The 16979-nt window shown below is 41.4% G+C and carries 14 protein-coding genes; 1 reads left to right on the top strand and 13 read right to left on the bottom strand.

Annotation, left to right across the window (positions count from 1 at the left end; genetic code table 11):
- Positions 1 to 8: 8 nt before the first annotated feature.
- From A9479_RS07285 to rlmD, 4 genes are all read right to left on the bottom strand, one after another.
- A complete protein-coding gene (locus A9479_RS07285) occupies positions 9 to 1643 on the bottom strand; it encodes a CTP synthase (RefSeq protein WP_013465625.1) in 1635 nt (544 codons plus the stop codon).
- A 157-nt stretch (positions 1644 to 1800) separates the two neighbouring features.
- On the bottom strand, positions 1801 to 2625 hold the full coding sequence (mazG, locus tag A9479_RS07290; RefSeq protein WP_028833956.1) for a nucleoside triphosphate pyrophosphohydrolase: 825 nt from the start codon (positions 2623 to 2625) through the stop codon (positions 1801 to 1803).
- Positions 2606 to 4762, bottom strand: a complete 2157-nt coding sequence (gene relA / locus A9479_RS07295; RefSeq protein ID WP_028833955.1) for a GTP diphosphokinase — start codon at positions 4760 to 4762, stop codon at positions 2606 to 2608. Before relA ends, mazG begins: the two co-directional genes overlap by 20 nt.
- A gap of 8 nt (positions 4763 to 4770) precedes the next feature.
- A complete protein-coding gene (gene rlmD / locus A9479_RS07300; RefSeq protein WP_064663057.1) occupies positions 4771 to 6096 on the bottom strand; it encodes a 23S rRNA (uracil(1939)-C(5))-methyltransferase RlmD in 1326 nt (441 codons plus the stop codon).
- Positions 6097 to 6207: 111 nt separating this feature from the next.
- Here rlmD and barA point away from each other — a divergent pair, with 111 nt between their 5' ends.
- Entirely contained in the window at positions 6208 to 8982 is a 2775-nt protein-coding gene (gene barA / locus A9479_RS07305) for a two-component sensor histidine kinase BarA (protein WP_197487244.1), read from the top strand.
- A gap of 29 nt (positions 8983 to 9011) precedes the next feature.
- On the opposite strand, the gene pdxJ is transcribed toward barA, so the two are convergent.
- The 9 genes from pdxJ to A9479_RS07350 all read right to left on the bottom strand — a co-directional run bounded on the left by pdxJ (position 9012) and on the right by A9479_RS07350 (position 16978).
- Positions 9012 to 9743, bottom strand: coding sequence for a pyridoxine 5'-phosphate synthase (gene pdxJ / locus A9479_RS07310; RefSeq protein WP_010387803.1), 732 nt, complete (start codon positions 9741 to 9743; stop codon positions 9012 to 9014).
- A gap of 21 nt (positions 9744 to 9764) precedes the next feature.
- Positions 9765 to 10457, bottom strand: coding sequence for a DNA repair protein RecO (gene recO, locus A9479_RS07315; protein ID WP_013465631.1), 693 nt, complete (start codon positions 10455 to 10457; stop codon positions 9765 to 9767).
- Positions 10458 to 10479: 22 nt separating this feature from the next.
- Positions 10480 to 11412: a GTPase Era gene (gene era, locus A9479_RS07320; RefSeq protein ID WP_013465632.1), complete on the bottom strand. Its 933-nt coding sequence runs from the start codon at positions 11410 to 11412 to the stop codon at positions 10480 to 10482.
- A complete protein-coding gene (gene rnc, locus A9479_RS07325) occupies positions 11402 to 12079 on the bottom strand; it encodes a ribonuclease III (RefSeq protein WP_008466504.1) in 678 nt (225 codons plus the stop codon). Before rnc ends, era begins: the two co-directional genes overlap by 11 nt.
- 2 nt (positions 12080 to 12081) lie before the next feature.
- Complete coding sequence (gene lepB, locus A9479_RS07330; RefSeq protein WP_013465633.1) at positions 12082 to 13017, bottom strand: signal peptidase I; 936 nt, start codon at positions 13015 to 13017, stop codon at positions 12082 to 12084.
- 16 nt (positions 13018 to 13033) lie between these two features.
- The gene (lepA, locus tag A9479_RS07335; RefSeq protein ID WP_013465634.1) at positions 13034 to 14821 is read right to left on the bottom strand and encodes a translation elongation factor 4; all 1788 of its coding nucleotides are present in this window, start codon (positions 14819 to 14821) and stop codon (positions 13034 to 13036) included.
- Positions 14822 to 14943: 122 nt separating this feature from the next.
- Positions 14944 to 15393 (bottom strand): SoxR reducing system RseC family protein, encoded by a 450-nt coding sequence (locus A9479_RS07340; RefSeq protein WP_013465635.1) that lies wholly within the window; start codon positions 15391 to 15393, stop codon positions 14944 to 14946.
- A 12-nt stretch (positions 15394 to 15405) separates the two neighbouring features.
- Entirely contained in the window at positions 15406 to 16359 is a 954-nt protein-coding gene (locus tag A9479_RS07345) for a MucB/RseB C-terminal domain-containing protein (RefSeq protein WP_064663059.1), read from the bottom strand.
- 4 nt (positions 16360 to 16363) lie between these two features.
- Complete coding sequence (locus A9479_RS07350; RefSeq protein ID WP_064663060.1) at positions 16364 to 16978, bottom strand: sigma-E factor negative regulatory protein; 615 nt, start codon at positions 16976 to 16978, stop codon at positions 16364 to 16366.
- Position 16979: the final 1 nt, after the last annotated feature.

The following is a 16979-nucleotide window of genomic DNA, read 5'->3' on the forward strand; positions in this document are numbered from 1 at the left end:
TTTTTAAATTACGAAGACGCTTTTTGGTAGGTATGAGCCGCAGCTACAAACCCTTCAAATAGCGGATGACCATCGCGTGGCGTTGAAGTGAATTCCGGGTGGAATTGCGCTGCAATAAACCAAGGGTGATCTTTATTTTCAATAATCTCTACTAGCTTTTTATCTTCAGATAAACCAGTAAAGCTTAAACCTGCTTGTTCAAGCTGTGCAACGAAGTTGTTATTAACTTCGTAACGGTGACGGTGACGTTCAACAATTTCGTCGCTGCCATACACTTCGTGTACTTTAGAGCCAGGCGTTAAATGGCATTTTTGTGCGCCTAAACGCATTGTGCCACCTAAATCAGACTTTTCATCACGTACTTCTACGTTACCCTCAGCGTCTAGCCACTCAGTGATTAAACCAACCACTGGAGCCTCTGAGTTTGCATTAAATTCCGTTGAGTTTGCATCAACTAAACCGGCAACATTTCGTGCGTATTCAATAAGCGCAACCTGCATACCTAAACAAATACCTAAGTAAGGCACTTTGTTTTCACGAGCATATTTAGCCGCTAAAATCTTACCTTCAACACCACGACCACCAAAACCACCTGGCACTAAAATAGCATCTAAGCGAGAAAGAATATCCGTTCCTTTAGTTTCTAAGTCTTGTGAATCAACGTATTGAATATTAATAGTTAAACGATTTTTTAGTCCCGCATGTTTTAATGCTTCGTTTACTGATTTGTATGCATCCGGTAATTCAATGTATTTACCAACCATACCAATTGTCACTTCACCCGTTGGGTTAGACTCTTGATACAATACTTGTTCCCACTCAGCTAAATCAGCCTCAGGCGCGTCTAAATGGAAACGACGACATACAAAGTTGTCTAACTCTTGCGACTTTAATAACGCAGGGATTTTATAAATACTGTCTACATCAGGCAGTGAAATAACGGCTTTTTCTTCAACGTTTGTGAACAATGCAATTTTTGCACGCTCGTTATTTGGCAGCTTACGGTCTGAGCGACAAATAAGAATATCTGGTTGAATACCGACTGAGCGTAACTCTTTAACTGAGTGCTGAGTTGGTTTTGTTTTCACTTCACCGGCAGGGCCTAAGAATGGCACTAGCGTTAAGTGAATAAATAGCGCACGTTCACGACCAATCTCTGTGCCCATTTGACGAATAGCTTCGATAAATGGTTGTGACTCAATATCGCCTACCGTACCACCAATTTCAACGATTGCTATATCATGGCCTTCTGCGCCATCATAAACACGTTGCTTAATATCATTAGTGATATGAGGAATAACTTGAATTGTTGCGCCAAGATATTCGCCACGTCTTTCACGACGTAGTACATCTTCATATACTCGCCCTTGCGTAAAGTTATTACGGCTGGTCATTTTGGTGCGAATAAAACGTTCGTAGTGACCTAAATCAAGGTCCGTTTCTGCGCCGTCTTCGGTAACGTATACTTCACCGTGTTGAATTGGGCTCATTGTGCCTGGGTCAACGTTGATGTAAGGATCCAGCTTTAAAATGGTAACATCTAAGCCACGGGCCTCTAAAATAGCGGCCAACGATGCTGCTGCAATACCTTTACCCAACGAAGAAACAACTCCGCCAGTAACGAAGATAAATTTTGTACTCATGCGAACCCTAGAATATCAGGAATTAAAAGGAATATAATACCCAAACAAGTGATTTTGGAATATAAACAAGACGGGGCGAAATTGTACCAAAACATAGCTAAGCAATCCAGCTAAAATTGGTAAATCTGTGCACAAAAAACAAACATTTTTTATGTCCCTATTTATTTAGTTTTTTTATCGCATCCCATGCTGCATCCATTTCCTCTAAAGACGCGGAATCAATACATTTACCCTGTGCAATTAAGTAGTTTTGTACCTTTTCAAACCGTGCAGAAAACTTATCGTTGGCACTGCGAAGCAGTTGTTCGGGGTCGCGTTTAACATGGCGCGCTACATTAACGGTAGCAAACAGCAAATCACCTAGCTCTTCTGCTGTATGATCTGAGTATGGGTCATGAGCTAAGGCTTCTTTCACTTCTTCAACCTCTTCACTCACTTTATCAATAGCACCGTGATAAGTTGGCCAATCAAACCCTAACGCAGCGACCCGTTGCTGAATTTTTTTAGCTTTTGTTAAGCTAGGTAAACTGTTTGGTATATCTTGCCAAAGTACTGAGCTTTGACCTTGGGGTTTAGCCGCACGCTCTTGTGCTTTTATTGCTTGCCACTGCGCAGCTAATTCGGCATCGGTTTTAGGTGTGTCTTGCGCTGAAAATACATGCGGATGACGACGCACCAGCTTTTCATTTAACTGTGCCACTACATCGTTAAAATTAAATAATTGCTGCTCTTGTGCTAGTTGCGCATAAAACACAATTTGAAATAGTAAGTCGCCTAACTCATTTTTTAAATCGCTTAAATTATTCGTTTCAATACAATCAGCCACTTCATAGGCTTCTTCAAGAGTATGCGGCACGATTGACGCAAACGTTTGCTTGAGATCCCAAGGGCATCCGCCCTCAGGGTTTCTCAGTGTTTGCATTATTTCCAGCAGTTGGCTTAAAGCCTCATTATTAGCCTGATTACTGCCCTCGTTTTGCACTGTGCACCCCTTCTATCTGGTGTAACTTAGAAAGCACTTTATTTGTGCCTTGTAAGTCATGCACTTCTATTTGCATCACAAAAATAGCCGTTTGAGTGCTATCAACCGTGTTGACATTCATATTGAGCACATTGACTTTTTCATTCGCCAAAGCAGAACTAATATCACGAATTAAACCAGACCGATCGCTGGCTTCAATACGAATAGTTAACGCGTAGGAGCTGCTAATATCATCTGACCAACTTACTGAAATAACGCGCTCTGGGTGCTTGTTTTTTAAATTACTAAACGAGTCACAATCCTCACGATGCACGGCAATGCCACGGCCTTGGGTAATATACCCAATAATTTCATCCCCAGGTACAGGGCGGCAACAGCGAGCAACATGGCTCATTAAACTGCCTACTCCATCAACCACAATACCGTTTTTATCGCCAGTCACTTTACTGGGCGATTTAAAGCGAATAACCGGCTCGTGCTCCGTTCTATCGGTAATAAAGTTGAGCATTTGGTTAAGGCGAATATCGCCTGCACCAATGGCGACCATTAAGTCATCAAGCTCTCTAAAGTTAAAGCGCTTTATCGCTGGGTCTAAATCTTTGTAAGTTAACTCTAACTTTTGTAATTCGTTATCAAGGATTTCTTTACCCGCGCTTAAATTTTTATCGCGGTCGAGCTGTTTAAACCAATGGTGGATTTTGGCTCTAGCGCGAGACGATTTAATATAACCTAACGACGGATTTAGCCAATCACGACTTGGATTTGGCTGCTTTTGGGTCAGTATTTCAACCTGATCGCCGGTACTTAATTGATGAGTAAACGGCACTATTTTGCCAAATATTTTTGCACCAATACACCGATGCCCTACATTGGAGTGAATGTAGTAAGCAAAATCAAGAGGCGTTGCTCCTAGTGGTAAGTCAAAAATGTCTCCACGTGGAGTAAACACATAGACGCGGTCTTCAACCACTTGATTTTTAAGCTCTTGTGCTAAATCGCTGCCATCAACCACTTCTTCTTGCCATTGCAGTAACTTACGCAACCAGCTAATTTTTTGCTCATAGCCTGAACCACGCCCTGGTAACGCACCTTCTTTGTACATCCAATGTGCGGCAACGCCCAGCTCTGCATCTTGATGCATGTCGTGCGTTCGTATTTGAATTTCAACAGTTTTACCTTCGGGGCCAAATACTACGGTATGAATAGACTGGTAGCCGTTTTGTTTTGGGGTTGCAACGTAATCGTCAAATTCTTTATTTAAATGGCGCCAATTAGTGTGCACTATGCCTAGGGCACCGTAGCAATCTTGCAGGCGCTCGACCACAATTCGCATCGCGCGTATGTCAAACAGCTGATCAAACTCGTAGTTCTTTTTCGCCATTTTTTTATAAATGCTGTAGATATGCTTTGGCCTGCCGTATACCTCAGCTTTAATACCCGCTTCATGTAGGCGCTGTTTTACTTGCTCAACCATATCAGCCATATACGCTTCACGGGCAAGGCGCTTATCATCAAGTTGTTTAGCTATATTTTTATAAATATCTGGGTGTAAATAGCGAAAGGCTAAATCCTCTAGCTCCCACTTTAATTGGCCAATACCAAGGCGATTAGCAAGCGGTGCAAATATATCCGCAGTCTCTTTGGCTGCAATCACTCGCTCTTCTTCAGCGGCATCTTTTACGTTGCGTAAATGGCACACCTGTTCGGCTAATTTAATCACCACGGCACGCACATCTTCCACCATAGCAAGCAACATACGGCGAATATTATCGACCTGCACGGTACCATTGCCTTGATGAGCTAACGTACTTATGGTGGCCATTTGCGACACACCCGTTAATAACACCGCAACATGATTTCCTAAATGCTCTTCGACAGCGTCAATGCTCACTACATCATTTAAATAATAAGGGGTTAAATAGGCGGTGGCTAACGAGTCAGCATCTAAATTTAGCTCAACCAAAATCTCCACCATCTCTATGGCGGTATTTTGGCGTTCGCTATTATCGCAAGTTTGGCAAAGTTGCTGTGCTTTATTGAGTAAGCTAATTTTTTCCTGAGACAAATCAAGAGATTCTACGCGTGAAAAAAAGTCACCCGTTTTGTCATGTTGATGAGATTGACGTGTCGCTACCATAATGCGCTTTACCTCCGTTGAAATAACGCCATAGTTTCGATATGCCCCGTATGAGGGAACATATTCATTAGCCCTATTTTATTAAGTTCAAAGCCGGCTTGCGAAATAATAGCGCTGTCACGGGCTAAGGTAACAGGGTCGCAAGAGACATATAAAATCGCTTTAAACTGCGTTAATGGAAGCTGCTCTAAAACTGCCATAGCACCAGTGCGAGAGGGGTCGAGTACTAAAATATCTAACTCTTTATTAAACCACGGCGCTTTTTTAATACTCGTGGTTAAATCAAAGCAATGAAATTGGGTATTTGTAATAGAGTTAGTGTGCGCATTTTGCGTCGCTAATGCAACCGCCGAAGTAACGCCTTCAATTCCTGTTACTGTTTTAGCCTGCTTTGCTAACACTAAAGAGAAGTTACCAATACCACAAAATAAATCCAGTATATTTTCATCACCTTGTAATGCTAACCAGCTCGCCGCTTGAATTAACATTGCCTGATTTACGCTCGCATTGACCTGAATAAAGTTATTTAGTCCAAATTCAAATTTTATATCTAACTGATCAAGCTTATAAAATGGCATCGCTAAATGGGCATGATCAATGGTATCGCTATCACTTTGCCACACTAATTGCCAATGATGCGCCGAGACACTTTGCTCAACAAACGCTTTATCTGTGGGCGAAATGGCTTTTGTATGACGAATAACAATAAAGTGTTGCTCATCTGCAGCGCATAACTGCAAATGACTTATACTGTGCAGCGCCTTATTATGATTAATTATGTTATCAAATACGTTAAATACCTCTGCAAATACGTCACTTATTACTGGGCAATGATTAATGCTAACAATACTTTTAGAGCCACGTGCTCTATAGCCTACCCGCATTTTTTTTGCTGCTTTGTCGAACATTACGGCAATGCGGGCACTACGTCGGTAATGCGTTGCTTGGCTTAGCAGCGGAGCTTGCCAGTTTAAATCGGTTAATTTTGCAAACTTGGCAAATAATTGATTTACCGCCGCTTGCTTTTCAACGACTTGTTGTGTGGCATCTAAATGCTGTAACTGACAACCACCGCATTGGCTGTAGTGTTCACAAATGGGTGTGGTGCGATATTCACTGGCTTTGAGTATTTTAAGCGTGTCAGCTTGGCTGTAACGCGCTTTATCATCAACTAACTTGGCTTTTACTCGCTCACCAGGTAATGCCCCACTGACAAAACACACTTTATTATTATGTTTAGCAATACCACGTCCGTGGTGATCCATAGCCGTTATATCAAGTTCAAGTGATTGCTGTTGAAGTGGTTTTTTCTTTGCTTTAAATATTTGTGCCATTAGGCATTACCTTAAAGGGTTGATGAATCACGTCTCTACCTAGATACTTTGAGAATAACTATGAGTATGTATATACTCACATTCAATAAAAATGATAATAATGCTCAGATTATGACCAAACTAGGCTTGCGCGATTCTGTTTTAACACTCACCCTGATCCCCACAGTGATCATCGGGCTATTACTAGGTGGTTATTTTACAATAAATCGTTACATTGAGCTTGATGAAATTTTATATCAACAAGGCACAACGATTGCTGAACCTCTGGCTATTGCACTTGAACAACCTTTACTGGAAAAAAATAAAAAACTGCTTAATCGCATCATTCGCTATACACACAACAAACACTCCCCTTCGATTAAATCGATTGCCATCTTTAATGATAACAACCAACTTATTATAACCAGTAATTATCATCGCTCATTCGACACTTTAATTGAGCAAACGCAATTAAATGGCTTTAAAGCCACCTATGTTCAGCAAAGTGAAGACTTAGTAACCTTTTTCACCCCTATCATTAACCATACAACCCCCAATAGCGACTGGAATACTTCTGAGTTCCAAACCTCGTTGGGCACCGTTGTGATTCAGCTTAACCGCGATAAAGCTGTTATTGGCCAACAACGTGCATTATTGGTCAGCGGTATTATTATTATTATCGCCTTAGTATTAGCCGCTATTTTAGCGCTAAGACTTAGTCGGATGTTTATGACCCCGCTTAATAAGTTAGTACTTGCTACCGACAGGTTGATTGAAGGTAAAAGACAAACCGGATTAACTGAACCCATGAATGGCGAGTTTGAGTTATTACGTGAGGGGCTCAATACCATCTCGCATTCTATGGTGATGCAAAAAGATGAAATGCAAAAAAATATTGATCAGGCAACCAGCGATTACCGCGAAACGCTTGAACAATACGAAACACAAAATATCCAGCTCACCATGGCTAAAAAAGAAGCGCAGGATGCTAACCGTGTTAAATCTGACTTCTTAGCTAAAATGAGTCATGAGTTACGCACCCCACTTAACGGGGTTATTGGATTTACCCGTCAGCTTTATAAAACGCCTCTGAATAAAAACCAAAAAGATTACCTTGATACCATAGAGCTTTCGGCTAACAGCTTAATGACTATTATTAGTGACATATTAGATTTCTCCAAGTTAGAAGCAGGAGCCATGGAGCTTGAGTCTATTCAGTTTCAACTGCGCGATAGCGTAAACGAAGTTATGACCTTACTGGCACCTAGCGCACACGACAAACAACTTGAGCTTTCTATTTATATTAATCCTCAGGTGCCCGACCACTTAACCGGCGACCCCACACGGTTTAAACAAGTGCTGATTAACTTGTTAAGTAACGCAATTAAATTTACTGAAAAAGGCGCGATAAAAGTTGATATTAGCCATCGTTTGCTTGATGAAGAGCGCACCTCTGTCTTAGTGTCAGTCGCAGATACTGGGGTAGGTATTCCAGCAGATAAACAAGACGCGCTATTCACCGCCTTTGGTCAAGCCGACTCCAGTATTACCCGCAAATTTGGCGGTACCGGCTTAGGGCTTATTATTACTAAACATATCGTTGAAGCAATGAGCGGCCGTATTACCTTAAATTCAGCCCCTGGTAGCGGTACTTGTTTTACCTTTAATGGCGTATTTAGATTACCAAATCATGTATTTATCAACGATTTGCCTACCCAGTCATTAATTGGTAAACGTGTTCTTTATTTAGAGCCGCATAAGCATACCCATCATGCTGTTGCCTCATTATTACAAGAGTGGAAAGTCAGTGTCACTCCTTGCTATAACGAAACCGAATTTTTAGAGTGCATAAAAAATTCAGAGATCAATTTTGATATTTGTCTTATTGGTCACATGGCATCAGTTGACGATATGCAGCGTTTAAAAAGCTATGTAAAAGCGGTTAGAGAATCAACCGATTATTTATATTTAATGCTCAATACCGTATCGCACAACATGCGCGAAGCCTTCATCGGCAGCGGCGCTGACGCCTGTTTGAGTAAACCTCTTAATCACCGAAAGCTATGTGAGCTATTAGCTGCGCCTTATCGACTCGACCACCCGGCACATAATATAGAACAGCATGAACAAACCCTGCTGCCGCTAAAGGTGTTAGTGGTGGATGATAATGACGCTAATTTAAAATTAATTTACACCCTACTCAACGAGCAAGTTGAATTAATTGATACCGCACATAATGGGTCACAAGCGTATAGTTTAAGCAAAAGCCATAAATATGATGTGATTTTTATGGATATTCAAATGCCTATAATGGATGGTATTACAGCCTGTAAACTCATTAAAGAGTCATCTTTGAATGAAGATACCCCTATTATTGCCGTGACGGCGCATGCACTTAATAGTGAAAAAGAGCAGTTATTAAAAGATGGTTTTGAAGGTTATTTAACTAAGCCTATCGATGAAGATATGCTAAACCAGATTATTTGCGATCATAGCCCGCAATTACCAGTGAGTCGTGATAAGTCAAAAAGCACATTTGAACATAGCCCTGCCCCTTTTGATAGCACTCGCCTTGATTGGACGCTAGCATTGCAACGTGCAGGCGGTAAAGCAGAATTAGCCAATGAAATGCTTAATATGTTACTGCTAAGCGTGCCCGAAACCCTGAACTTACTAAATCAAGCAATAAGCAGCGAAGATTGCCCTCAAGTACTTAGCGTTATCCATAAATTTCATGGCGCATGCTGCTATACAGGTGTACCAAAATTAAAAACATTGGCTGAAACGATCGAAACATCACTTAAAAATGAATGTACGCTTGAGAATATTGAGCCCGAGTTATTTGAGTTGCAAGACGAGCTTGAAAACTTACTTGTTGATGCCAACATTGATATCAGTAATAAATAAGCTCGTCTTTAATATTGTTAATTATAACTCTACGCGCGAGCTTCAAGCATTAAGCGTTTCATATCACGAACCGCTTTATCTAAACCGTCAATGGCTGCGCGGGCAATAATAGCGTGGCCAATGTTTAGCTCATAAATCTCTGGCATCGCTGCAATTGGTTTTACATTGTGATAATGCAGACCATGGCCCGCATTAACAATTAAACCAATACTGGCTGCATATTTCACGCCTTGGCGAATGTGCTCGAGCTCTTTGGCGGTGTCTTCATCGTTGGTGGCATCTGCGTAAGCCCCAGTGTGAATTTCAACATAAGGTGCACCACACGCTTTTGCTGCATCTAACTGCGCTTTATCAGCATCAATAAACAGTGATACTTTAATTCCAGCTTGTGTTAATGTTTTAGTCGCAGCGGCTATTTTATCGATATTGCCTGCCACATCTAAGCCCCCTTCGGTAGTAAGCTCTTCACGTTTTTCAGGCACTAAGCATACATATTCAGGTTTAACCTCAAGTGCAATAGCAATCATTTCATCGGTTACTGCGGTTTCAAGGTTCATACGTGTTTGAATGGTTTTAGCCATTACATACACATCGCGGTCTTGAATGTGTCTGCGGTCTTCGCGTAAATGAATAGTAATGCCATCAGCACCGGCATGCTCTGCAACACTGGCTGCATGGGCAGGATCAGGATAAGAAGTGCCTCGTGCTTGGCGAAGCGTTGCAATATGATCTACGTTCACGCCTAGAAGAATATCTTTCATTTTTGTACCTGTGAAATTTGTTTATTGAGAGGCCGTAAATAATTCACGACTTTTTAATGGCTTGTTGCCCAACAGTGGTTTTAATAAATAACGACTTAATTGCTTTGCCATATATAACACATCCGCTTGGCTAAAGTCATGATTTGCTATGGCATTGAGTTGTGAACCAGTAAACCCAGAACGCGAGTCGTGTTGCACCGCAAAGCCCACTTCTGCAAAGTAGCTATACGTTTGCGTGTCATCAATTGGCTCACCATCCGCATCAAAACTAAAATCAACCCCATAACCTAGTAGTTCTAGCAATTGAAACTCATAAGAGCGAAGCACTGCTTGCATGTCAGTCCCGCTATTAAGGTTTTCTAGGTGAGTTTTATAAAGTTGAAAAACCTGATCAATGGGTTCATTAATCGGCACAATTCGGTTGGTTAATTCATTTAAATAAAAGCCACAGTAAAGCTTATCACCGGTTAAAAATAACGGATTACCATGAAGCTCAAATTTATTGATGTACTTTAAATCGTATTTGCCATTGTAATGGACGAGTAAGGCTTGAAATGGTTGGAGTTGAGCTTTGTATTTAGTGGCCTGGCGGCCACTAACTCGTGCGAGCATTCTAAGCTGGCCAACGCCTTCTACTAGCATATCGAGCATTACTTGCGAGTCGCTATATGGACGCCGATGTAATAAATAAGCTTTATAGAAGTCGCTGTCCATAAATTATGCTGCGTATAAAATGTTAATCTTCACCGTAACCTAAGCTTCTTAAGGCACGCTCATCGTCAGCCCAGCCCGATTTAACTTTAACCCACAGTTCTAAAAACACTTTATTTTCAAGCATTTCCTCTAAGTCTTTACGCGCTTCACGGCCGATTACTTTTAGCTTTTCGCCTTTGTTACCAATTACCATGCGCTTTTGCGTTTCGCGCTCAACTAGTATCAGGCCATTAATATGCCAAATACCGTTTTCTTGCCATTTAAACTGCTCTATTTCCACAGTCACTGAATACGGTAACTCTTCACCCATAAAGCGCATTAGCTTTTCACGGATAACTTCAGCCGCCATAAAGCGCATTGAGCGGTCAGTTACGTAGTCATCAGGAAAGTAAAATTCGCACGGTGGTAAGCGCTTAGTCACTTCTTCTTTGATCAGGTTAATGTTTTTACCCTGAGTCGCAGATACAGGCATAATACCGACAAAATCAAACTTATCGCCTAAAAACTTCATATGTGGAAGTACAAGGTCGCGATCTTTCACTTGGTCAATTTTGTTAATAACTAACAATACCGGCTTGCCACTTTGGCTTACTTTGTTAAGTACCATGTCGTCATCGGCATTCCAATGAGTGCCTTCAACCACAAAAATGATCAGCTCAACATCACCAATTGAGCTAGACGCTGCACGGTTCATTAAACGGTTAATAGCACGCTTTTCTTCAACGTGCAGGCCTGGGGTATCGACGTACACCGCTTGGTGCTTACCCTCAGTATGAATACCCATAATACGGTGGCGCGTGGTTTGTGGCTTACGTGAGGTAATACTGACTTTTTGCTCAATAATTTCATTAAGCAGTGTTGATTTACCCACATTAGGACGGCCAACAATCGCAACCATGCCACAAAATGTGTCTATTTCGCCTTCATGAGGCTGTATTAAGGTATCAAGATTCATTTTTAAGTATCTTCAATGCTTTTTCGGCCGCTTTTTGTTCGGCTTTACGCCGTGAGCTGCCAACAGAAATAATGCTATCCATTCCATCAACGATACATTCAACCGTGAATGTTTGATTGTGTGCCTGACCTTTAGTATCAACTACGGTATAGCCTGGTAATGATAGCTTACGAGCTTGCAAATACTCTTGCAGCAGGGTCTTAGGATCTTTTTGGTTAAGCCCTGGTGAAATAGCATCTAAACGTGATTCATACCACGCTAAAATAAGCTCGCCGCAGCGATCTATGTCTGAATCTAAAAATACAGCGCCAATAATAGCTTCAACTGCATCCGCTAGGGTTGACTCGCGTCTAAAACCACCACTTTTTAGCTCGCCAGGACCTAAGCGTAGGTAATCACCAAGCTCAAATTCAAGGCCAAATTCAGCTAACGTCTGGCCGCGAACTAAAGTCGAACGCATGCGGCTTAAATCGCCTTCGCGTGCTTTAGGAAATTTAGCGTACAGTGCATTGGCAATGACAAAGCTCAAAATTGAGTCGCCCAAAAATTCGAGTCGCTCGTTATGTTGACCTTTGTGGCTGCGATGCGTCATTGCTTGCTCAAGTAACCCTTGATCAGCAAATGTGTAGCCAATTCTTTTGTATAACTCTGTTACATTTTTTTTCATTGTTACTGAATATTACCTAGGCGTTCAAAACGAACACCAGTTGGAACCCATCCTGGTAAAATGTCATCTGGGCCATTATCAAATTCAAAACTCATCCATATAAAGACAGCTTTACCCACCAAGTTTTCTTTTGGTACAAAGCCCCAAAAGCGACTATCTTGGCTGTTATCGCGATTATCACCCATCATAAAGTAATGATCAGCTGGAACCACCCATTCGTCCGCAGGTGTGCCCAATTGCTGGTAGTAACGCCCCTTACGTTCAGGCGATTTTGGGTTGATTAAAATGTCATGGTTAGTCGTGGTTAAATCTTCATTTAAACGCGCTAAATCCATTGGGCCTTGCTTAAATTCATTATCATTAATTAATTTAAAATCAATTTTATTGAATTCATTACAAAGAAGTGCGCCCTTTTGAACTTCACCTTCTTCGCATTTTGGTTGAATATATAAACGCTTATCACGATAAACAATTTTATCGCCAGGTAAACCTATAGCACGTTTAATATAGTCCACTCTCTCATCTAACGGGTATTTAAAAACAACAATATCGCCACGCTCTGGTTCGCTTACATCCACTAATTGGCTGCGCCATACTGGGTCTTTAATCCCATAAGAATACTTTTGCACTAAAATAAAATCACCCACTAATAAGGTGGGCATCATTGAACCCGATGGGATCTGAAACGGCTCAAAAATAAATGATCTAAAAATAGTGATAGCAGCAATCATCGGAAAAATCGACTTTGCTGTTTCAGTAATCATTGGCTCAGGCGCAATCAATGCTGCGGTTTCTTCATCAAGTTGACCACCGGCAGAAGTTTGAGCAATTGCTAAACGTTCCTGCCTTTTAGGGGCAAACATTAAGTGATCTATTAACCATATTAGACCTGAGCCTAAAGTTAACAACACCAATAAAACTGAAAAGTAGCCAGCCATTTATTATCCTTTATTTTTATTTACCAACTTTCAAAATGGCTAAGAACGCTTCTTGAGGCACTTCAACGTTACCAAGTTGCTTCATTCGCTTTTTACCATCTTTTTGTTTTTGAAGTAATTTCTTCTTACGGCTCACGTCACCACCGTAACATTTAGCGATTACGTTTTTACGTAGTTGCTTAACAGTTGTTCGGGCGATTACATGTTGTCCAATTGCTGCCTGAATCGCAATATCAAACATTTGACGTGGTATAAGTTCTTTTAACGCATCAGCAAGCTGTCGACCACGTGATTGTGCGCTGTCGCGGTGAACAATGATAGCCAATGCATCCACACGCTCGCCATTGATAAGTATATCTACACGTACCATGTCTGAAGTTTGGAAATGCTTAAAGTTATAATCAAGCGAGGCAAAACCACGGCTTGTTGATTTTAGCTTATCAAAGAAGTCCATTACCACTTCAGCCATTGGCAGTTCATACGTTACTGCAACTTGCTTACCGTGATAACTCATTTTAGTTTGCATACCGCGCTTATCAACACATAAGGTGATTACGCTGCCTAAGTACTCTTGTGGAACTAAAATATTAGCTTCTACAACCGGCTCACGTATCTCTAAAATATCGTTAACTGGCGGAAGATCAGACGGGTTATCAATTTGCGTCGTGCCCTCTTTAGTTACCACCTCGTAAATAACCGTTGGTGCCGTGGTGATTAAATCAATGTCGTATTCACGCTCTAAACGCTCTTGGATAATTTCCATGTGTAACATGCCCAAGAATCCACAACGGAAACCAAACCCTAACGCAGTTGAATTTTCTGGTTCAAAGAATAACGAGGCATCGTTTAAGCTAAGTTTGTTAAGGGCATCGCGGAATGACTCGTAATCATCAGAGGCTATTGGGAACATACCCGCATAAACTTGCGGCTTAATTTTTTGAAAACCAGGTAAGCGCAGTGGTGCCGCATTTTTTTGATGAGTAATGGTATCACCCACCGGTGCACCATGTATTTCTTTGATACCAGCAATAACAAAGCCTACTTCACCAGTGCGTAAAACACCGGTGTTAGTTTGTTTAGGCGTAAAAATCCCCACATGATCTGCGGTATGTACGTTCTCGTTTGACATGATTTTAATTTTGTCGCCCGCGCGAAGTTCGCCATGTTTGATACGCACTAGCGATACAACGCCTTGGTACGGGTCAAACCAAGAATCGATAATTAGCGCTTGTAATGGCGCGTCTTTATCACCAACTGGTGGCGGTACATCTTTAACGATCATTTCAAGTACTTCAGCAATACCTACACCTGTTTTGGCGCTACATTGCACCGCATCAAGGGCATCAATACCAATAATGTCTTCAATTTCTTCGGCTACACGTAATGGATCAGCTTGCGGTAAATCAATTTTATTAAGTACCGGTATAACTTCTAAGTCCATTTCAATGGCGGTGTAACAGTTTGCTAATGTTTGCGCTTCTACGCCTTGACCAGCATCAACAACGAGCAGTGCCCCTTCACAAGCCGCTAAAGAACGCGATACTTCATAGGTAAAGTCAACGTGCCCAGGGGTGTCGATAAAGTTAAGCTGGTAAGTTTCACCATCATTCGCTTTATAATTTAAGGTTACACTTTGTGCCTTGATGGTAATGCCACGTTCACGTTCAATATCCATTGAATCCAGAACTTGCTTCTGCATTTCACGGTCGGTTAAACCACCACAAACTTGGATCAAACGGTCAGAAAGGGTCGATTTACCATGGTCAATGTGGGCGATGATCGAAAAATTACGGATATGCTTCATAAACTGGATTCTAAACTTCTATTTTAAAGGACTAAGGTCATATGCCTAAATAACTTGAAAATACTTGCTGTGTATTTTCAAGTTACTGTGGCATAAAAACGCAATTTTACATTTAATTGGCGTCAATCACCATCTATTTGAGTTAAAGGGAGGCTAATTGGATGAATTTTTATCACTTTTATCTCATGTCTTAATGATTTCACCCATGTTTTAGCAATTAAAAAGCCGGTGATCCCACCCAATATCGCGGCTAAAATTTGCCAGCCTTCGGCTAACAATATCAATTCACTGGCTATTAAAGCGAATATTAAACTCAAAAACAAAGGCAGCATGTAAACTGCAAAGGCATGCTTTACAACATGGCTATCATCCAATGACAAAGTTACTTTTTGGCCTATTTCTAACTGTGTTTCAAATTTATAAGGTAATGTTTTTTTGGCGGTACCAAATAACTTACTAAACACTTGTGAGCCACAGCGTCCATTACAGCCTTCACAGGCCTGTTTTTGTTGGGCTTCTAAATGCGCAACGTGGCCACTTAGGGCCACGACGGTTAACGTTTGTTCAATCATAGTTTAGTTACTTTATAATGCCCGCGATACAGACTCAGCAATGGCTTTGGCGCTCATGGTTGGAATGTTTCCCACCACAGAGACATCAAAATTTCCGCCGTTGTGTACATAAATCGTAGTTGCCCCTGAGGTGAGGGCACCGCTTAAACGCTTACCCGGTAGTGGTCGTTGTACAAACACAGATACTTCAACAAACCCATCAGAAAATAAATAATAATCTGTTAATTCATTATTTAAGTCGAGCTTATGCCTGTCTGACTTAAGTAATTCAAACCCCTCAGGTAACCAGCCAATAGTCCAATTCATGGCATTCGCTTTAGTTTTTTCGTCAATTGAATTGGCAGGTAATGGGGTTGGAAAGTTACGATTAAGCACTTCTAATAATAAGTTTGCCGGTTGCTCAGTCACGCTAATATGAGTGAGCTGTAATTGCTCAAGCGCTTCACCTTGATGATTAACATACGCCGCTTTTAATAATAACGACGACTCAGTATCAATCCATATCCAATAGTTATATTTGTCTTCGTTTTTAGATTCAATTCGAACTAATTGCGCGGGACGCCCAGCAATACGGCCTTTACCACCAAGCACAAAATCATAATGCGCACTTAAGCGGTTAATATCTTTAAAAAGCACTTCAGGAATAGGGCCGGCAATTGAGTCGGTTGTTAATGAATACGGCTCTGATTGTGGCTCAAAATAGGTAACTTGGTTGTCAATGCGGATCATTTCAAGGCCAGCACCGTTGAGTAAACTCAAATGCTCAAGCTCAACGTCCCCCTGTTTAGCATGCACCCAACGGTAGGGCTCCATACTTTTGCCTTTAACAACAACAAAAGAGGCATCAAAATTACGTGTATGAACTGCACTGGCCATTTCAAGCAGTAAATCTTTAGCGGGGTTTGTGTCATTGGCAAAAGCATTAAAACTTAACACCAACGACATAACAAAAGTTATTACTTTCATCTAATTAGTTTTTTTCCTCTTGCGACGTTTCATCTGTTTTCGCAGTTTTCAACGAATGAGCCACACGTGCTTGACGCTGGTGTTCAAGTACTAGAGCGCCAATACGTTGCTGTTGAAGCTCTCGTAAGCCTTGCTCTGCGTTCTCTAGCGCCGGTGCTGATGAATAACTCACTGGCGATGCCATGCCGGTTAACGGCGTGGTTTGTAATAAAGGAATTTCGTTTTGCACAGCATCTTCACCTTGCGGCAAGGTGTTCACGCCAACAATAGTAAACATTGCCACACTAGCTGCAATTGCTAACTGCGCAACCGGCTTGCGCCAATTAAACGCCACGATTTTATTATCGGCTTCAGTATTTACCGACTTTGCCACACTTTCAGACTGGCTAAAGTCTGCATAAACCGGCTCACTATCAAGTGCTAACGAAATGCGATCGCTAATATCAAAATCCATATTTTTGTTGTTTTCTTTAGCTCGCATTGCATCACCGATTAACGCGTAACGGCCAAATGTAGCTACATCAGCAGATGCAATCTCGGCATCATTTAATGCTTGCTCACCGTCAAGTAATGCTGATAACGATTCGTTATCTAAGCGGTTAACGTGTGCTTTTGTCATA

It is taken from the genome of Pseudoalteromonas sp. MQS005, from assembly GCF_001661605.1.
GTDB classification, from domain to species: Bacteria; Pseudomonadota; Gammaproteobacteria; order Enterobacterales; family Alteromonadaceae; genus Pseudoalteromonas; species Pseudoalteromonas tetraodonis.